The sequence below is a fragment of the Exiguobacterium sp. s131 genome, assembly GCF_018617345.1.
Lineage (GTDB): Bacteria > Bacillota > Bacilli > Exiguobacteriales > Exiguobacteriaceae > Exiguobacterium > Exiguobacterium profundum.
Map to the genome: position 1 here is coordinate 1 of NZ_JACSJX010000008.1, position 18,159 is coordinate 18,159.

General features: G+C 47.5%; 16 protein-coding genes, 3 tRNA genes, 1 other RNA gene and 1 other annotated feature. Of the genes, 6 read left to right on the forward strand and 14 right to left on the reverse strand.

The annotated features are described in order from the left end of the window. A partial coding sequence (locus tag KNO69_RS14975) for a hypothetical protein (protein ID WP_214818954.1) occupies window positions 1–188 on the forward strand: 188 nt, incomplete at its 5' end. Window positions 189–332: 144 nt separating this feature from the next. On the opposite strand, the gene KNO69_RS14980 is transcribed toward KNO69_RS14975, so the two are convergent. From KNO69_RS14980 to tadA, 6 genes are all read right to left on the reverse strand, one after another. Further along, window positions 333–557 carry a YaaL family protein gene (locus KNO69_RS14980; protein ID WP_031424056.1) on the reverse strand — a complete coding sequence of 75 codons (225 nt, stop codon included), beginning with the start codon at window positions 555–557 and terminating at the stop codon, window positions 333–335. Further along, window positions 554–1,153, reverse strand: a complete 600-nt coding sequence (recR, locus tag KNO69_RS14985; protein ID WP_012727753.1) for a recombination mediator RecR — start codon at window positions 1,151–1,153, stop codon at window positions 554–556. The genes KNO69_RS14980 and recR overlap by 4 nt, the downstream gene beginning before the upstream one ends. Window positions 1,154–1,175: 22 nt before the next feature. After that, window positions 1,176–1,493 carry a YbaB/EbfC family nucleoid-associated protein gene (locus tag KNO69_RS14990; protein ID WP_012727754.1) on the reverse strand — a complete coding sequence of 106 codons (318 nt, stop codon included), beginning with the start codon at window positions 1,491–1,493 and terminating at the stop codon, window positions 1,176–1,178. Between the two features lie 14 nt (window positions 1,494–1,507). Beyond that, a complete protein-coding gene (gene dnaX, locus KNO69_RS14995; protein WP_214818955.1) occupies window positions 1,508–3,184 on the reverse strand; it encodes a DNA polymerase III subunit gamma/tau in 1,677 nt (558 codons plus the stop codon). Window positions 3,185–3,278: 94 nt separating this feature from the next. Then, an RNA gene (gene ffs / locus KNO69_RS15000) (signal recognition particle sRNA large type) lies at window positions 3,279–3,546 on the reverse strand. Between the two features lie 53 nt (window positions 3,547–3,599). Further along, a complete protein-coding gene (gene tadA / locus KNO69_RS15005) occupies window positions 3,600–4,100 on the reverse strand; it encodes a tRNA adenosine(34) deaminase TadA (protein WP_078145941.1) in 501 nt (166 codons plus the stop codon). Between the two features lie 121 nt (window positions 4,101–4,221). On the opposite strand from tadA, the gene KNO69_RS15010 reads away from it, so the two are divergent. Together KNO69_RS15010 and KNO69_RS15015 are read left to right on the forward strand one after the other, a co-directional pair. Continuing rightward, the gene (locus KNO69_RS15010) at window positions 4,222–4,857 is read left to right on the forward strand and encodes a deoxynucleoside kinase (RefSeq protein ID WP_012727757.1); all 636 of its coding nucleotides are present in this window, start codon (window positions 4,222–4,224) and stop codon (window positions 4,855–4,857) included. Next, on the forward strand, window positions 4,854–5,525 hold the full coding sequence (locus KNO69_RS15015) for a deoxynucleoside kinase (protein ID WP_074035276.1): 672 nt from the start codon (window positions 4,854–4,856) through the stop codon (window positions 5,523–5,525). The genes KNO69_RS15010 and KNO69_RS15015 overlap by 4 nt, the downstream gene beginning before the upstream one ends. A 120-nt stretch (window positions 5,526–5,645) precedes the next feature. Here the strand turns inward: KNO69_RS15015 and KNO69_RS15020 are convergent. The 7 genes from KNO69_RS15020 to pdxS form a co-directional block, all read right to left on the reverse strand. Then, window positions 5,646–5,735: transfer RNA gene (locus tag KNO69_RS15020), tRNA-Ser, on the reverse strand. Between the two features lie 29 nt (window positions 5,736–5,764). Then, a tRNA-Ser gene (locus tag KNO69_RS15025) sits at window positions 5,765–5,855 on the reverse strand. Between the two features lie 37 nt (window positions 5,856–5,892). Then, window positions 5,893–5,983, reverse strand: a tRNA-Ser gene (locus KNO69_RS15030). Between the two features lie 138 nt (window positions 5,984–6,121). Further along, window positions 6,122–7,405: a serine--tRNA ligase gene (gene serS, locus KNO69_RS15035; RefSeq protein WP_214818956.1), complete on the reverse strand. Its 1,284-nt coding sequence runs from the start codon at window positions 7,403–7,405 to the stop codon at window positions 6,122–6,124. Window positions 7,406–7,456: 51 nt separating this feature from the next. Beyond that, window positions 7,457–7,665, reverse strand: a binding site (T-box leader). A gap of 18 nt (window positions 7,666–7,683) precedes the next feature. Beyond that, entirely contained in the window at window positions 7,684–8,931 is a 1,248-nt protein-coding gene (locus tag KNO69_RS15040; RefSeq protein WP_214818961.1) for a D-alanyl-D-alanine carboxypeptidase family protein, read from the reverse strand. An 85-nt stretch (window positions 8,932–9,016) separates the two neighbouring features. Further along, on the reverse strand, window positions 9,017–9,595 hold the full coding sequence (pdxT, locus tag KNO69_RS15045) for a pyridoxal 5'-phosphate synthase glutaminase subunit PdxT (protein WP_214818962.1): 579 nt from the start codon (window positions 9,593–9,595) through the stop codon (window positions 9,017–9,019). 1 nt (window position 9,596) lies between these two features. Beyond that, window positions 9,597–10,487, reverse strand: coding sequence for a pyridoxal 5'-phosphate synthase lyase subunit PdxS (gene pdxS, locus KNO69_RS15050; protein ID WP_012727762.1), 891 nt, complete (start codon window positions 10,485–10,487; stop codon window positions 9,597–9,599). 288 nt (window positions 10,488–10,775) lie between these two features. Here pdxS and pdxR point away from each other — a divergent pair, with 288 nt between their 5' ends. The 3 genes from pdxR to KNO69_RS15065 all read left to right on the forward strand — a co-directional run bounded on the left by pdxR (window position 10,776) and on the right by KNO69_RS15065 (window position 16,359). Next, a complete protein-coding gene (gene pdxR, locus KNO69_RS15055) occupies window positions 10,776–12,179 on the forward strand; it encodes a MocR-like pyridoxine biosynthesis transcription factor PdxR (protein WP_214818963.1) in 1,404 nt (467 codons plus the stop codon). Continuing rightward, window positions 12,176–12,796: a class A sortase gene (locus KNO69_RS15060; protein ID WP_214818966.1), complete on the forward strand. Its 621-nt coding sequence runs from the start codon at window positions 12,176–12,178 to the stop codon at window positions 12,794–12,796. The genes pdxR and KNO69_RS15060 overlap by 4 nt, the downstream gene beginning before the upstream one ends. A gap of 140 nt (window positions 12,797–12,936) precedes the next feature. Beyond that, window positions 12,937–16,359 carry an alpha-amylase family glycosyl hydrolase gene (locus tag KNO69_RS15065; RefSeq protein ID WP_214818967.1) on the forward strand — a complete coding sequence of 1,141 codons (3,423 nt, stop codon included), beginning with the start codon at window positions 12,937–12,939 and terminating at the stop codon, window positions 16,357–16,359. 40 nt (window positions 16,360–16,399) lie between these two features. Here the strand turns inward: KNO69_RS15065 and guaB are convergent, their stop codons facing one another. After that, the gene (gene guaB / locus KNO69_RS15070; RefSeq protein WP_074035270.1) at window positions 16,400–17,863 is read right to left on the reverse strand and encodes an IMP dehydrogenase; all 1,464 of its coding nucleotides are present in this window, start codon (window positions 17,861–17,863) and stop codon (window positions 16,400–16,402) included. Window positions 17,864–18,159: the final 296 nt, after the last annotated feature.

Below are 18,159 nucleotides of genomic sequence, written 5' to 3' on the forward strand. Positions count from 1 at the left end.
TTAAATTGACGAAGCTTGCGCTTCATTCAAAAATTGTAAAACTTATTTTTGCCTCATCGTTCAGTTTTCAAAGTTCGTCTGCCGCTCTTGGCGACTTAAATATCTTACCAAGTGGAGAACAAAAGGTCAATCACTTTTTAAAAATATTTTTTATTTTCTTCGTCGCTTATCTCGACGACGTCTATTAATATATCAGTAAAACAATAACCACGCAACCCTTTTTATTAAAAAGATTAGAGAAATATATAAAAACTTCATTTGTCCAACCAAAACGATTTTTTTCTTTCATTATATAGGACTAAAAATAAAGAAGGCGCGCCATTGGCGTCGCCTTAAGAACGAAGAGACGATAACGAAACATTTCGCTTCTTTGCTTCTTTCAAATAGAAGAAGTAGAGAGCTTCCGCTTGCTTCACTTGAGCAGCTAGCTCTCCAGTGTCCTCTATGCTGACTTCAAGAATCCGACGTTTCGATTCAAACTTAGCCTTAGCTTCTAGCAACTCAGTCAGTAGTCGTTGATCATAATCATCTCTTAACGACTTACGAAACCATTTCATAGTTCTCTTCTACCTTCCATCGCCCGAGATAATGTCACTTCATCCGCATACTCCAAATCTCCACCGACTGGTAAACCATGGGCAAGACGCGTCACGCGAATTCCCGTCGGTTTGAGTAGTCTCGATAAATACATCGAAGTCGCTTCCCCTTCAATGTTCGGGTTGGTCGCTAAAATCACTTCTTGAATCGACTCGTTCTCTTGTAAACGTGTCAGCAAACTTGAAACATTAATATCCTCTGGACCAATCCCTTCCATTGGACTAATGGCTCCATGAAGAACATGATACTTCCCTCTGTACTCCCGCATCTTCTCCATAGCAATCACGTCTCTTGAGTCTTGAACCACACAAACCACCGTTTCATCCCGATGTGAGTCTTTGCAGATTGCACACGGATCAATATCTGTGATGTGGCCACACACGGTACAATACTTTATGTCACGCTTCGCACTCACGAGAGATTTCGCAAACGTCAACACATCGTCTTCTTCCATATCTAATACATGGAATGCTAAACGTACCGCAGTTTTCGGTCCAATCCCAGGTAACTTCGTAAAACTCTCAATCAATCGTCCAATGGCTTCAGGGTATTGCAACTCGCATCGATCCTTTCTTCACTTAAAAGCCTGGGAGGTTCATCCCTTGTGTGAAACGTCCCATCTTATCATTCACAAGCTGATCCGCTTGTTTCATTGCATCATTGATTGCTGCTAAGACAAGATCTTGTAACATATCCACATCGTCCGGATCGACAACGTCTTCAGCAATAATGACGTCTAAAACTTCTTTATGACCGCTGACGACAACTTTCACCATGCCGCCTCCCGCTGTTCCTTCAACCGATAACTCTTTTAATTCCTCTTGAGCTTTCGCCATATCTTTTTGCATCTTTTGCATCTGTTTCATCATGTTGTTCATGTTTCCCATTCCACGCATTCAGAGCGCCTCCCTTATGTTTCTTCGATTTCAACGACATCGCCAAAACGTTCCATCGCCTGCGCAACTAGCGGATCCTCGGTTTCCGGCTCTTCGACTTGTTCCGTTCGTTCTGCTTGCTTTTGAAGGATGAACTCATTTTTTAGTTCATTCCAATCCGTCTCAAGCACCGCCATGATTTCGCGACGAATCCCCGTCACTTCGAATAACGCCTGTTCAATCACATCGCGCGTACGACCATTTGAACTCACTTGTTCATAGTGCCATGTCATTCCATCTTTAAATTGTACCAGTAAGGTGTCACTTGCACAAAGGACAGCTTCACTTTCATAGAAGAGAGCGAAAATCGGACCATCTTGTATCCGAATATTCGTCATGATATCTCCCCAGCTGTCGCGAATCGCATTCAAGTGCTGCCGTTCGGCCCGCTGCAAGAGTTGGCGAATCCGTTCTTTCGGCACCCGAATCTGTGTACGTTTTTGAGCAGGTTTCGGCTTTTCTGCTTCTCCGCTCGTCACGGCAACACCATTCTTCTTCACTTCATTTAATTCACGGCTCAGTTCACGTACTTGATCTTGTAGTTGTGCCATTTGCTCACTGATCGTCCGGCCTTGTTCCGCGATCCGGATGAATGTTAACTCCACCAACACTTTCGGATGGTTGGATAACCTCATCTGCTGTTGGCAATCATTGAGCTCTTCAATCACTTGGAACAATTCATCCGTCGAAGTCGCTTCGACGAACTGACGAAACTCGTCAGTCGGACGAGCACGTTCCAATAAGTCAGCTGCTTGGGGAGATGCTTTCAAGAGTAACGCATCCCGATGGACAAACACTAAGTCTTCGATGAAACGTTTCAAGTCTTTCCCTTCACGTAACATCAATTCAAGCGTACTCAAAATGGCATTTAATTCTTTCCGTTGGAGACCATACGCCATGTCGAGCAACGTTTCATCCGTCACGGCACCCGTGACTTCTAACACTGCTTCTTCCGTCAACCGCCCATCACTGAATGCGAGCGCCTGATCGAGTAAGCTGAGGGCATCTCGCATCCCGCCATCGGCAGCACGTGCGATTAGCTTCAATGCTTCCGGGTCATAGTCATGGTCTTGGTCGTTCAAAATATAGGCCATCCGCGTTTGTAATTGACTCACTTCATGTCGTTTGACATCAAATCGCTGACAGCGGGAAATGATCGTGGCCGGAATTTTATGTGGTTCTGTCGTGGCCAAGATGAATATCGCATGTGCCGGTGGTTCCTCAAGCGTCTTTAACAACGCGTTGAATGCACCGGTCGATAACATATGCACTTCATCAATGATGTATACTTTGTAACGCCCTTGGGACGGCGGATATTTGACTTTGTCTCGAATCTCCCGAATTTCGTCAACCCCGTTGTTCGATGCGGCATCAATTTCAAACACGTCGGGACTCGTCCCTTCCGTGATGGCGATACACGTCGGACAGGTGTTACATGGTTCACGTGTCGGCGCGCTTTCACAGTTGATTGCCTTGGCAATGATTTTCGCCAAACTCGTCTTCCCCGTTCCACGCGGGCCAGAAAACAGGTACGCATGTGACATCCGCTCCTCTAACAGAGCGTTTTGAATCGTACGTGTGATATGGACTTGACCGACGACCTCTTGAAACGATTGAGGTCGATATACACGATATAACGCTTGATACGCCATGAGTTCGCCTCCTTCCCTACTGTTCTTCTCTATCTCATCATACAAAAAAATCTACAGCCCGGGGGCCATAGATTGAAGTTATAAAATAAATCTGCCGCGCACCGATTTCTGAAAGCACGTCAACATGCGTTACTCATGCAGTTTGCTCAGCCCAAGCACCCCTGCGGCACACGGTACGTCACCACTTAAGGCTGCTTCCTTCCGGACCTGACCTGGTTCATGGGTGACCGTTGCGCAGGACTCAGACGTCAACGCCACTTACATAAGGCAGACCACACCAGCGTACTCCCTCGAATCGGGATTCAGTCTCGCTACAGCGGATTGCGAGTGACAGGGCACCGCTACCTCCCCACCTAGCACGGCAAATGGGTAAATGAAATTAGGCACTATCTCGAGTGCTATTACATTATACTGTTTAATCGATTGGGTTGCAACCTCTCTGATTGAGTCGTTCTTGTTTCTTCCTTTCTCGAAGCGCTCGGAAGAAATCTGTCAGGAGCTGTCCACATTCTTCTGCTAAAACATTTTCTGTCACTTCGGCTTGGTGATTGAACCGCTCATCCTGCACCAAGTTCATCAACGTCCCACAACATCCACCTTTCGGGTCGTGGGCACCGAAAATGACACGTTTCACGCGAGACAACACGATTGCGCCCGCACACATCGGACACGGTTCAAGGGTAACGTATAGTTCGCAGTCTTCTAATCGCCAATTTTCTAGTGTCTCATTGGCCGTTTCAATCGCAATCATCTCGGCGTGTGCTGCCGCCAATCGATCCGTCTCACGACGATTGTGCCCGGTTGCGATCACCTGGTCTCCCTTTACGATCACACAACCAATCGGCACCTCGCCAATGGCTTCTGCTTTCTTTGCTTCTTCGATGGCCAACTGCATAAATCGCTCATCACGTTCCATCGATTCACCTCATTTCTTATTTAAAACTATGAAAAAAAATGAAAATCAAATCCCTCGCCATATCGCTCGTATTGTGTGCTAGAATGGAACTTGCACTTTGGATAATGGAGGATGACATCATATGTTTATAACGGTAGAAGGACCGATTGGTGTCGGGAAAACATCACTGGCCCATATCATCAGTCAGCATTTCTCGATGCAGATGCTGAATGAAATTGTAGAAGAGAACCCATTTCTCGGCAAGTTTTATGAAGATATCGAAGAATGGAGTTTCCAAACGGAAATGTTCTTCTTGTGCAATCGATTCAAGCAGTTGGATGATATTCACAAACACCACTTGAGTCAGCAACAATCCGTCGTTTCGGACTATCATATTTTCAAAAACTTGATTTTTGCTCACCGTTCGCTGAAACCGGCACATTTGAACAAGTACGAGCAGATTTATAAGATTTTGACACATGATATGCCGAAACCTGATGTCGTCATTTACTTACATGCCAGCATTGAGACATTAATGAAACGAGTCGCCTTGCGTGGACGTGAAGTGGAAGAGAATATGTCTCGTGATTACCTCGAACAACTTGCTCACGACTATGAGACGTTTGTTGAATCGTATCGCGCGGCCCATCCAGAAGTGAAGATTCTCTCGTTCAGTGGGGATGAACTCGACTTTGTACACAATCCGGACGACTTGACTCATGTCCTAAAAACGATTGAGCGTGAATTAGAATTAACTAAAGGAGCCCAAATAAAATGAAGCTGATTGATAAATATAACATCCCGAACGATACAATCATTACAATCGGTGGAATGGTTGGGATCGGGAAATCAACGATCACCAATTCGTTAGCCGATGCATTGAATTTCCGAACGTCTCTCGAAAAAGTAGATACCAACCCTTACCTCGATAAATTCTATCATGATTTCGAACGTTGGAGCTTCCATCTTCAAATTTACTTCTTGGCAGAACGTTTTAAAGAACAGAAGAAAATCTTCCAATACGGTGGCGGCTTCATCCAAGATCGTTCAATCTATGAAGATACAGGCATCTTCGCCAAGATGCACTATGAAAAAGGGACGATGTCACCAACAGACTACGAAACGTATTCTAGTTTGTTCGAGGCAATGGTGTTGACACCGTTCTTCCCGCACCCGGATCTATTAATCTATCTTGAAGGTTCGTTCGAACAAGTACTCGAACGCATTCAGATGCGCGGTCGCGAGATGGAACAGCAAACACCAATCGCTTATTGGGAAGAGATGTACACCCGCTACACAGAATGGATCAACAACTTCAACCTGTGCCCGGTATTGCGTCTCTCGATCGAAGAGTATGACCTCATCAACGACCCAGATTCAGTCGAACTCATTCTTGAGAAAATTGAAAAGCAACTCACGATTGCACGCGAAGCAAAAGTGAGATAATCAATAGAAGGATTGCGCCAACGAAAGCGTAATCCTTCTTTTTGTGCATAAAAAAATCCACAGCGCTTATGTCTGTGGATACAAAAAATGCATCTGCCTCTGCAGATGCCCGATTGAAAGCGGAGTTGGTGGGATTCGAACCCACGCGAGCCTTGCGACTCCTAACGGATTTCGAGTCCGTCCCCTTCAGCCGGACTTGGGTACAACTCCAGGCCTAAAAAAGTGTAAAAAAAAGAAAGTGGAGGAGGTGGTGGGATTCGAACCCACGCAGGCTGTTACACCCCTGACGGTTTTCAAGACCGTTCCCTTAAACCACTTGGGTACACCTCCAAAAGATATAAAATTGTGTGAGCCTCCAAAAAAGAAATGGAGGAGGTGGTGGGATTCGAACCCACGCAGGCTGTTACACCCCTGACGGTTTTCAAGACCGTTCCCTTAAACCACTTGGGTACACCTCCAAAGCTCATATGCAATTCGTGAGCAACAGTGTCGCTCGACATGATTTATAGTACCAACTGAAGAGACAGATGTCAAACCCTTTTGTGAAAAAACATTAAAAAAATTGAGCAGCCTCAAAATCGAGGCTGCTCAAGCGTTTAGTGCGGCATTTCAATCTTTTCTTTTCCACCCATGTAAGGACGAAGAACTTCTGGAATCACGACCGATCCATCCGCTTGTTGATAATTTTCAAGAATCGCTGCGACCGTTCGTCCGACCGCCAAACCTGAACCGTTCAACGTATGCACAAACTCAGGTTTCGCATTGGCGTCACGACGGAAACGAATTCCCGCACGACGCGCTTGGAAATCTTCAAAGTTTGAGCAAGACGAGATTTCACGATAGACCCCTTGTGCCGGCATCCATACTTCAATATCGTATTTTTTCGCGGCAGTGAATCCGAGATCTGCCGTACACATGCTGAGCACTTGATACGGAAGACCGAGACGTTTCAATACTTCTTCGGCATGACCTGTCAACAGTTCCAATTGCTCATAAGACTCTTCCGGTTTTACGAAGCGGACGAGCTCGACTTTATTGAATTGGTGCTGACGGATCAACCCACGCGTGTCACGTCCCGCTGACCCAGCTTCAGAACGAAAGTTTGCGCTATATGCAGTATACGCGATTGGAAGTTGTGTTTCCGGAAGAATTTCTTCACGGTGCATGTTCGTGACCGGTACTTCAGCCGTCGGAACGAGGAAGTAGTTCGTATCCGCTACTTTAAATGCATCCTCTTCAAATTTAGGAAGCTGACCCGTTCCTGTCATCGAATCTCGATTGACCATGTAAGGAGGTAACACTTCAGCGTACCCATGCTCATCTGAATGAAGGTCCATCATAAAGTTGATGAGGGCACGTTCTAAGCGAGCGCCTAATCCTTTATAGAAGACGAAGCGGCTACCTGTTACTTTTCCAGCGCGCTCGACATCGACGATTTGAAGGTCTTCCATCACGTCCCAATGTTGCTTAGGCTCGAAATCAAACTCAGGCTTTGTCCCGATTTCGCGAATCGTCACGTTGTCGTCTTCCGTTTCGCCGATTGGTGTTGATTCGTGCGGGATATTTGGGATGCTGAGTAAAATCAAGTTGAGTTCTGCCTCAACTTCGCGTAACTCTTCGTCCAACAGTTTGATTTCATCGCCGAGGCGACGTGTCTCTAAAATCGGACCTTCGGCATCTTCTTTGTTCCGCTTCAATTCAGCGATCTGTTTTGTCGCTTCGTTGCGCTTCGCTTTCTTCACTTCGACTTCGTTGATCAAGTCGCGACGTTTCTCCTCTAGTTGTGGGAAGCGGTCAAGTGCACTCAAGTCTTCCCCCCGGTGAGCTAACTTTTCTTTAATCCCTTCAAAATCCTGTCGCAAACGTTTAATGTCTAACATTGCTATTCCTCCTTTTTCATATAAAAAAGGTGGTTCGTCCCTTTCCCGTAGGAAAGGGACGAACCACCTTGGATCCGCGTTGCCACCCTCGTTGCCCAAATGTTTGAGCCACTCGATGCACGTAACGTGTGCGAACGTGACTTGTTTCCAAGTCAATGCTCCGAGGCCGATTCGGTCACGTCATCTCACTAGTTTGCACCAACCACTAGCTCTCTGTCAGTAGACGTACGTAACGTACTTATTCTCATCATCGCATCTGTCATTGAATTAATCTTACTTTACAACATCTCAACTTGTTCGACAAGACTGATTTTTCCAAGTGCGAGTCGGATTTGATCGAGGAAATCCAAAAAAGCTCGCGTTATTCTCGTCAAGAACGAGGCGGTATCGACCGACTCCGCTGTAACAAGTGCCATCTTAGGAGGAGCCTCTCCCTCTAAATAGCGTACGTTCTCCGAAGAATCGATGGTGACCATGCCTGCCTGTGTGTCAACCTTAATCGGAGCCTCTAAATCAAGCAGATCATATTCGGGCTCCGGTACGGGTTTTCCTTTTTCAACCAACACCTCAAAATCGTTTGTCGTCCGGACCGCGACTTGCTCTTCCTCGCCTTGAGAGACCGTTGCCATCTTGGAGATTGTCTCCCCCATCCGCAAGATTGGGGTCATGACGAAATCCGCATAAGCATAATCATGTAGCGCTTTCGTTGCTGCATAACGTCCCTCGTCCGATGTTGCACCGAGGACGACCGACAAAACGGTACGCCCATCCCGTGTGGATACGCCGATGAAACAATATCCCGCCTCATTCGTCGTGCCTGTCTTGAAGCCGAGCATTCCCGGATAAGCGAGGTCACGATTAGCGAGCATGCGATTCGTCGCATCAAATCGAACACCGTCGACGTCCACGTATGCCCGCTTCGTCACGTCGAGCACTTCCGGATACGTCGTCAAATACGCGATCGCGAGCTTCATCAAGTCCTTAGCAGACGTCAAGTTGTCTCCCGGTAGGCCAGCGGATTCAGAATCGAGTCCTGAGGCGTTCGCGAACGTCGTTTGCGTCATCCCTAATTCATCAGCCCGGCGATTCATCTCTTTGACGAATGCCTCTTCCGAACCGGATACGGCCTCCCCGAGCGTTACGGCCGCTTCATTCGCTGAACGAATCAACGCGGCATCGTATAATTCTTTGACGGTATATGGTTTATTTAACAGCGGGATTCGTGCCAACCCCGGCTTTCTCGTCAACGCCAAAGCAGCATCGCTCGGTGTGATTTCTTGTGTCCAACTGAGTTTCCCTGCCTGAATCGCCTCACGCGTCAAAAATGCAGTCATCAGCTTCGTGATTGAAGCCGGCTGAAGCATCGAATCTTCTTGTTTGGCAAATAGAACTTGTCCTGTCGTCACGTCTACAAGCATCGCGCTTGCTGCATCCACTTTCGGAGCGGCCGCAGAGGCAGCCGATGGCAACATGGTCTGTATGACGAATACGACAGTGAGCAATATGATGAAATAACGGGCCTTCACATCGTTTCCCCTTTCTGTACGCTTCTTTGTTCAGTGTAACAAAAAATAAGTTTGAAGGACCCCCTTTTTGCGAGGTCCCTCAAACTTATACATGTTGACTCTGATTCGCTTTGACCATCTCGATAAAATAGCGATGTAACGAGAGGTCATCCGTCAATTCGGGATGGAACGAGCAAGCCAGATACTGATTGTAACGGACCGCCACAATCGCTTCCTCCACTTCAGCGAGCACATCTACTTCCGGTTCGACACGTGCCACTTGTGGGGCACGAATAAAGACCGCTTCGACTGGCTCATCGATCCCTTTCACTGGAAGGTCGACTTCAAAACTGTCGACCTGACGTCCGAACGCATTGCGTTTCACTGTCATCGGGATTTTCTTCAAGTGGGCGTCATACCCTTCGACTTCGTTCGCGAGAAGAATCATGCCGGCACATGTGCCGAACATCGGTAACGTTTCTATCTCTCGAAGTGGTTCGAGCAGACCGTAACGGTCGAGTAATCGCCGCATCGCCGTACTCTCTCCCCCTGGTAACACGAGTCCGTCAATCGCTTGCAAGTCTTCTACCGAGCGAACGACAACGGTTCGAGCACCGAGCGCTTCCAGCATGCGAACATGCTCACGAATCGCACCTTGCATTCCTAATACGCCAATCGTTACCATCTTACCAGCCTCGTGGTGCCATGAGTTCTTCTTCTTTGAGTGTGCGGACATCGAGTCCTTTCATCGCCTCACCCAATCCTTTTGACAAGTGTGCGATTCGCTCATAGTCATCGTGATACGTTGTTGCTTCTACAATGGCACGTGCAAATTTTTCTGGGTTCTCTGCTTTGAAAATACCAGATCCGACAAAGACTCCATCTGCCCCGAGGTGCATCATCAAGGCAGCATCCGCTGGCGTCGCGATTCCACCTGCTGCGAAGTTTACGACCGGCAGACGGCCCGCTTCACGGATTTGCATCAATACTTCAAACGGTGCACCGAGGTCGCGCGCCTCTGTCATGACCTCATCTACGCTCATCGACAAGAGACGTTTCACTTGAGCTTGTACTGTACGCATATGACGAACCGCTTCGACGATGTTCCCTGTTCCCGGCTCCCCTTTTGTACGAATCATCGCTGCCCCTTCACCGATACGGCGGGCTGCTTCACCGAGGTCGCGTGCTCCACATACGAACGGCGCCGTATAGTCGCGCTTGTACAAGTGGAACTCTTCGTCGGCTGGTGTCAACACTTCACTCTCGTCAATGAAGTCGACCCCCATCGACTCGAGGACACGTGCTTCAGCGATATGCCCGATCCGGCATTTTGCCATAACCGGCACAGATACTGCCCCCATGACGTCTTCGATGATTGTCGGGTCAGCCATACGGGCAACGCCACCCATTTTACGGATATCTGATGGTACACGTTCGAGCGCCATGACAGCCACAGCACCGGCAGCTTCAGCAATTTTCGCCTGTTCAGCGTTGATGACGTCCATGATGACGCCACCTTTTTGCATTTCAGCCATCCCACGTTTTACTTTATCTGTCCCTACTTGTCTCTTTTCCATTGAAATCCCTCCATTGATTCGTGTTCTACTTGCTAGTATAAGTTGAATTGACTATATTAAAAGTGCCAGTTTCTCATTTTTTAAAGTGGTCAGTTTTAAATAAAGGACTCTATTTCATCTATCACGAACCTGTTGAAGTATTAAGGAGGAATACGTATGTTAAACCGCGATTCGTTTGATGGGGGTCATCGTGCCTCATTCGGGACACCCGGGATTGTCTCTTTCATCATTATTCTTGGGTTTATGCTCTACTTCTTTTTTGGTTCGTAAAGAAAGGAACGTCACACCATGGATATGCTTACCTTATCGCTTGATCAAGAATCGTCCATCCCGCTTTACGAGCAATTGTATAAGCACATTCGGGATGCCATCCTCGACGATACGTTAAAGACAGGAACCAAATTACCTTCAAAGCGTAAGCTCTCTCAATTTTTAGATGTCTCGCAGACCACGGTCGAGTTCGCGTATGCCCAGTTACTCGCCGAAGGATACATCGAGTCCATTCCTCGAAAAGGATTTTATGTGTTACCTCAAGAGGAACTGTACGTCCGGCGCTCGAGTAGTACCATCGCCCCGGCACCTACACGAAAGACGTATGCTTATGATGTTTCCCCGAGTCAAATCGACACGACTGCCTTCCCGTTTGAACGATGGAAGCGACACATCAAACATGTCGTCGATGACGTGAATCATGAATTACTTGCGTTAGGTTCTGTTCAAGGAGATCTAGAATTACGCCAAGAAATCGCCACATATCTTTATCACTCCCGTGGCGTACAGTGTTCACCAGAACAGATCATCGTCGGGTCCGGTACGGAACAACTGTTGCCACAGCTCTTGAATCTATTACCGGACTCGTCTATCTTCGGGATCGAAGACCCTGGTTATCCGCTCACGCGATTGTTGTTCGAACAACAAGGACGCACATCGATTCCTATTCCCGTAGACGATAGTGGTGTTTGTGTGAATGAGCTCGAGCGTCATGCAATCGATGCACTATATGTCACACCTGCTCATCAATTTCCGACAGGGACCGTCCTGTCTGTCAGTCGAAGGCAACGTTTGTTAAATTGGGCACTCGTCCATCAGACGTATATCATCGAAGACGATTACGACAGCGAGTTTCGCTATAGCGGCAAGCCGATTCCGTCACTGCAGAGCATGGACCCGAACGAACGGGTTATCTATATCAGTACGTTTTCAAAATCTCTCATGCCATCCTTACGCATCGGCTATATGGTCTTACCGACACCCTTGTTAAACCGTTACCGGGAACGACACCAGTATTTCACCTGTAGCGTTCCCCGGTTCGAACAACAGACGTTGGCCTTATTCATGTCGAGCGGTGACTTTGAGAAGCATTTGAACCGGATGCGAAAAATATACCGTCGTAAGTTAGAAAGTGTCCTCTCCGCCTTCCGACCATTCGAACCGACCGTCACCGTGACCGGAGCAAGTGCCGGATTGCACGTCGTGTTGACCATCGCGACCGAGCGAACAGAGCAAGAATTGAAGCAGTCCGCCGAATCCGCCGGAATCGCCATTAAATCCATGAATGACTATCGCATCGTGCATCCGGATTCCCACAAGCAATTTCTGTTCGGGTTTGCGCATTTGCCGGAGTCGACGTTATCTGACGTGATTGAGCAGTTGATGCTTGTGTGGGCAGTTGCAAAAGGAGGAAAATCATGAATCGACGCATCCGATGGTTCATCGGACTTTTACTCATTGGGAGCGGCGTCCTCTTTTTGACGAGCCCGATTTGGAAAAATGCCATTGCTAGTTCGACGAGTGAATACGTGGTGGAACAGATGGAATTTCAAGAAGAGAGCGAATTTGATCCAAGTTATGATTTCAAAGCCGTCAGTCCACTCTCTGTATCGGACGTCCTACAAGCGCGCAATCGGTTTCATGATTTGCCGACAATCGGTGTGATTTCGATTCCCGATGTCTCACTGAAACTTCCCATCATGAAAGGATTGGACAATGAAAGTCTCGCGGTAGGCGCCGGAACGATGCATCCTGAACAAGAGATGGGCAAAGGGAACTATGCGCTCGCCGGCCACTATTTACAACGAGCAACTGCCCTATTCGGACCGCTCCATGAAATCGAGATCGGTGCGACGATCTACCTTCAGGATGAAACGCAAACGTACGAGTACGTAGTCACTTCGCTTGAAACCGTCTCTCCTGAACGAGTCGATGTATTAGATGACACCTCAACCCCAACCATCACGTTAATCACGTGTACGTTCGATACGACAGAGCGCCTGATTGTAAAAGGAAAGCTCGTCGCTCCATCCTCTTGACCGCTTCTCCTTTCAAAATAGGAGAGGCGGTTTATTATTTTTGCAAAAACATATTGTGAGCGCTTTCAAATTCCGCTAAACTATTTTTGAAAACGTTTGCATAAAAGTGTGCAAATATATTTGACAGGAAGAGGTGCCTCATGAAAAAAACAACCGCTCGTCAGGCTTCGACGCTGATCCTTTCCGGAGCATTACTCATTCAAGCCGGTGTCCCGATGAACGCATTGGCCGAACCGACCATGATGACGATTGATGGATTGAAAACAGACTGGAACTCGATCCCAGCCCTTGCGACTTCCCCGGCTACGGGTTGGCAAGGATTTGATGTCGGTGATTTATACATACAAAACGATGCTCAACATCTTTATTTTTATGTAGATGCGAACAATGTCCCGAATTGGGGCGACAACGGACAATACATTAACATCGCCCTTCAAATTAACGATGAAGATTCTGGCGTCTCTGAAAATCCACTCGGATACCCATTCGACTTTACAGGCGTCGACAAGGCACCTCAATATCATGTTCTCGTTCGTGTCGATGGCGATCAAAAAGTCAAAGAGGCCGCCCTTTATAAGGCCGGACAGGATACTCCACTCTTACAATTGAACCAATTGAACGGTGCGGCTTTCGCAGTGGACCGGACGAAAGGATTCGAAGGAAAGATTCCATTATCCTTACTCGGGCTAAACAATGGAGACCAAGTTCGTGCCTTGACTGTATTGAGCGGCAATAATGCAGGAGAGCATGGTGCGTTCGATACGATTCCAAGTAACGCGGCCAACCAACTGGCGAACAGCTGGAACGTCGCTGCTACTCCGTCGACGCAATCCGTATATAGTGCCCCGTTCACGTTAAATGGGGTGGAGACGATTGATCAGCTTGAGGTCGTTTCGGTGACCCCGGTTTCAGCCTCAATCGACGTGGATGTGTCTGCCCCAATCACATGGACGTTCAACGAACCTGTCCGTCTCGATACTGAAGCAGTCACGCTTCAACAAGGAGAGACAAAAATCCCGGTCGACGTGACAACGAACGGTTCGACCGTGACACTTCAGCCGAAAGAGGCACTCGCACTCGACACGTCATATACGGCGACCATCTCAGCGGACGCAGTGAACGGGACGATTTCCAACACGTCACTCCCTGCCTTGACGACTTCGTTCAAAACGGCAACCAAGCTCGCCGATCCATGGGAAACGACTCGTTATATCGAGATGAAGTATGTCCGCGCGGATGGAGATTATACGGATTGGAACTTGTGGACGTGGAGCACCGGTAAAAAAGACGGCCAAGTTGACCCGTATCGCATCATGGAGGACGGGGCCATCTTCCGAATCCCCGTTGGCCAAGACGCCACCAAAGTCGGATTTGTGATCCGAAAAGGAACGGATTGGGCTGTGAAGGACGCATACGGAGAAGACAGATACGTCACGCTCGGAGAAGACCGTGTCACGAAGGTCCTCGTCGAAAGCGGTAAAGGGACGTTCCATCAAGTTCCGACAGTCAACGGACCAGTGTACGGTACAGACGGGATCAGTTTCTTCTACCGCGATGTAGCACTCTATGAATCAGGAAAAATGAATGAAATCGAACAGGTCGCACTCAAAATCAATGATGAAACTTATCCAATGACGTATGAGCCTGAAAACGAATGGTTCCGCCACACAGTGCGTTTGCCTGAAGGCGTTCATGATTACACGTACCTCGTCACAAAAGACGGAGTGACGACTGAAGTGAAGGATCCGTACTTTGAGTCTTCTCAAATCGAGTATCGCCAACCGACCGTCAAACTCACTTCTTCAGTCAGTCCAAAAGCGATTAGCTCCAGAGAAAATGCCGTCCTACGGGTAAAACCAACCTTACCGAAGGGCGTGACGCTTCGTGAACTCTATATCGATGCACGACCTCTCGGAGGACCCGCTAAGTTGCACATCGACCGTGCATTGAATGCTCAAACCATTGCGGTGAAAGATACGATCAAACCAGGAAACAAGACGCTCTCTGTCACAGCCGTCGACCAGTATGGAAATGTCCATCGCTCGAAGACCACCATCCGTGTCGTTCCGAAATCGATGAAAGAGAAACAAGCATTTGATTGGGATGAGGCACGAATCTACTTCATGCTAACCGACCGCTTCTACAACGGGGACGTGTCCAATGATAATCCGAACCATGAGTACTATGATAAAGACCATCTGGAATCGTACCATGGTGGAGACTTTGCGGGTGTCACAAAAAAACTCGATTATTTAGATGACTTAGGCATCAATACAATCTGGATTACACCGATTGTGGATAACATCGATTGGGATTTGCGTTATGGGAAAGACGGGTCTCAATATGGCTATCACGGATACTGGGCGAAAAACTTTGAGAAACTTGATGAACATCTTGGAGATATGGCCGCATTCCATAAACTCATTGACGAGGCGCATAAGCGCGGCATCAAAATCATGGTCGATGTCGTCTTGAACCATCCAGGCTATGGCATGGAACCAGGTGCAAGTTCAGACGTCACGAATTTCCCGACGGATGCGGAACGCCAAGTATTCGATGGCATGATTCGTGAGAATCCGGTTGACGGGGACGACCTCAGAATGTCCTTATCTGGTCTTCCTGATTTCAAGACCGAGGAAGCGGCCGTGCGGGAGCAATTGGTCAAATGGCAGACGGATTGGATTAAACGTTCGAAAACGAAAAAAGGAAATACGATCGACTATTTCCGTGTCGATACGGTCAAACATGTAGATTCAACGACGTGGAAATCATTCAAAAATGAGCTGACAACAATCAAGCCAGATTTCAAACTCATCGGCGAACACTATGGAGCCAGCATCAACAATACAGGCGGTTATCTGCGGAGTGGACAAATGGATTCCTTGCTCGACTTCGATTTTAAATACCAGGCCGAGCAATTCGTAAACGGCAACATTGAAGATGTAGAAAAATCGCTCCAATATCGGAATAACCAATTATCGAATGAAGCAACGCTTGGACAATTCTTAAGTAGCCACGACGAAGATGGATTCCTCGTCTCGCGCGCAGATGGAGACACAGGTAAGCAAATGGTCGCTGCCGCCCTTCAGATTACGGCCAAAGGTCAACCGGTCATCTATTACGGAGAAGAAGTCGGGCAATCTGGGAAACATGCAGGGGATATGGATAAAGGTGAGTTCAATGAGAACCGCTATGACTTTGACTGGTCACGTGTCAAAGGAGAAGGGAAAGCGATGCATACGCATTACCAAAAACTATTGAATATCCGTGCAGACTATTCTCACGTATTCAGTAAAGGAACACGATCATCCGTCTCTGTGAATGCCAATTCTGGTTACTCGATTTTTGAGCGGGCCTACGGCAAACAGTCCGTTCTCGTCGGATTGAACACGAAAGAGAAAGCACAAACCGTTTCATTTAAGACGTCGTATAAGGCGAAGACTATTTTGATTGACCGCTATAGCGGCAAATCATACACTGTTCAAAAAGACGGGAAGGTGACCGTCTCACTTCCTGCTCAAGATCAGGGAGGAACTGTCATTTTAGTCGAGAAACGCAAATAAAGAACCGCCATCCTGAGTGAACAGGATGGCGGCTTTTTCATTAACGTGAATAGTTTGGTGCTTCTTTTGTAATGTTGACATCGTGTGGGTGGCTCTCTTGGAGTCCAGCACCTGTCATACGAATGAACTGTGTATCTTCACGAAGGGCACGAATGTCGGCAGCGCCGCAATACCCCATACCTGAACGAAGACCACCGATCAATTGATAGACCGTGTCAGCCAGTTCACCGCGATACGCGACGCGACCTTCGATACCTTCAGGAACGAATTTTTTGTCTGCTTCTTGGAAGTAACGATCTTGGCTTCCGCGTTTCATCGATGCTTCTGATCCCATACCACGGTACGTCTTGAATTGACGACCTTGGTAGATTTCCATCTCACCTGGGCTCTCTTTCACACCTGCGAGCAAGCTTCCGAGCATGACTGCATTGGCTCCTGCGGCAATCGCTTTAACGATATCACCAGAGTACTTGATTCCACCGTCAGCGATGACTGAGACACCGTGCTCTTTCGCTTCCATCACACAATCATAGACTGCTGTGATTTGCGGAACGCCGACACCTGCGACGACACGTGTCGTACAGATCGAGCCTGGTCCAATCCCAACTTTAATGACGGATGCTCCTGCTTCAATCAATGCACGCGTCGCTTCTGCTGTTGCCACGTTCCCTGCGATGATTGGAAGGGATGGGAACATATCACGTAACTCACGAACCTTTTCAAGTACGCCAGCTGAGTGACCGTGTGCCGTATCGATAACCAATGCATCCACACCTGCTTCAACCAACACTTGAGCACGTGAAGCCGCGTCTTTCGTCACACCGACTGCAGCTGCGACAAGAAGACGACCTTGCTTATCTTTTGCTGCGTTCGGGAACTGTTCGACCTTTTCGATATCTTTCGTCGTAATGAGACCTTTTAATACACCGTTCTCATCGACAAGTGGAAGTTTCTCGATGCGATGTTGATGAAGGATACGCTCGGCTTCTTCAAGCGATGTCCCCACTTTTGCTGTGATGAGGTTCTCTGTCGTCATGACATCTTTGATTACCGTCGAATAGTCTTTGATGAAGCGAAGATCACGATTCGTTAAAATACCAATCAATTGACGTTCATCTTCTGAGTTGACGATTGGGACGCCCGAAATACGATACTTACTCATCAAGTATTCTGCATCGTATACTTGACGGTCTGGAGTTAAATAGAACGGGTTTGTGATGACACCATTTTCTGAGCGCTTTACGCGATCGACGTGCTCAGCCTGCATTTCCATCGACATATTCTTGTGAATGACACCTAAACCACCTTGACGGGCCATAGCAATCGCCATTGGGGCTTCAGTAACGGTATCCATACCGGCACTGATGATCGGAATATTTAATTCGAGTCCTTCACAGAGCTTCGTGCTTAAATCAACGTCACGTGGTAAAACATTTGAAAACCGTGGTACAAGTAATACATCATCAAATGTTAAACCTTCTTTTGCAAACTTATTTTCCCACATAAAAATTGATGGCCCCTTTCTCGTTCTACCTACATCTTTGTTTCGAAATATTTCTGTAATGGTAACAGGTATAACGTAAAAGTGCAATTCAATTCCCGATGTTCAGAAAGTTCAGAATTGTGTTCATTAACTTAAATAACATTAAAATTGTTCGGAATTTCATCGTGTGAACGAGCAGAATATGAAGTTCGATTTCATTATGAACGTAAAAAAACGACCGAGCGTATGCTCGGTCGTCCTGCGTTGTTGCCTGGCAACGTCCTATCCTCACAGGGGGAGATCCCCCAACTACTTTC

Bases quoted from the DNA above. Each gene is read 5' to 3' on its own strand.
- KNO69_RS14980 (WP_031424056.1), bottom strand. From the start codon at position 557: ATGAAATGGTTTCGTAAGTCGTTAAGAGATGATTATGATCAACGACTA.
- KNO69_RS14990 (WP_012727754.1), bottom strand. From the start codon at position 1,493: ATGCGTGGAATGGGAAACATGAACAACATGATGAAACAGATGCAAAAG.
- dnaX (WP_214818955.1), bottom strand. From the start codon at position 3,184: ATGGCGTATCAAGCGTTATATCGTGTATATCGACCTCAATCGTTTCAA.
- tadA (WP_078145941.1), bottom strand. From the start codon at position 4,100: ATGGAACGTGATGAGCGATTTATGCAGTTGGCCATCGAAGAAGCAAAG.
- KNO69_RS15010 (WP_012727757.1), top strand. From the start codon at position 4,222: ATGTTTATAACGGTAGAAGGACCGATTGGTGTCGGGAAAACATCACTG.
- KNO69_RS15015 (WP_074035276.1), top strand. From the start codon at position 4,854: ATGAAGCTGATTGATAAATATAACATCCCGAACGATACAATCATTACA.
- serS (WP_214818956.1), bottom strand. From the start codon at position 7,405: ATGTTAGACATTAAACGTTTGCGACAGGATTTTGAAGGGATTAAAGAA.
- pdxT (WP_214818962.1), bottom strand. From the start codon at position 9,595: ATGGTAACGATTGGCGTATTAGGAATGCAAGGTGCGATTCGTGAGCAT.
- pdxS (WP_012727762.1), bottom strand. From the start codon at position 10,487: ATGGAAAAGAGACAAGTAGGGACAGATAAAGTAAAACGTGGGATGGCT.
- pdxR (WP_214818963.1), top strand. From the start codon at position 10,776: ATGGATATGCTTACCTTATCGCTTGATCAAGAATCGTCCATCCCGCTT.
- KNO69_RS15060 (WP_214818966.1), top strand. From the start codon at position 12,176: ATGAATCGACGCATCCGATGGTTCATCGGACTTTTACTCATTGGGAGC.
- KNO69_RS15065 (WP_214818967.1), top strand. From the start codon at position 12,937: ATGAAAAAAACAACCGCTCGTCAGGCTTCGACGCTGATCCTTTCCGGA.
- guaB (WP_074035270.1), bottom strand. From the start codon at position 17,863: ATGTGGGAAAATAAGTTTGCAAAAGAAGGTTTAACATTTGATGATGTA.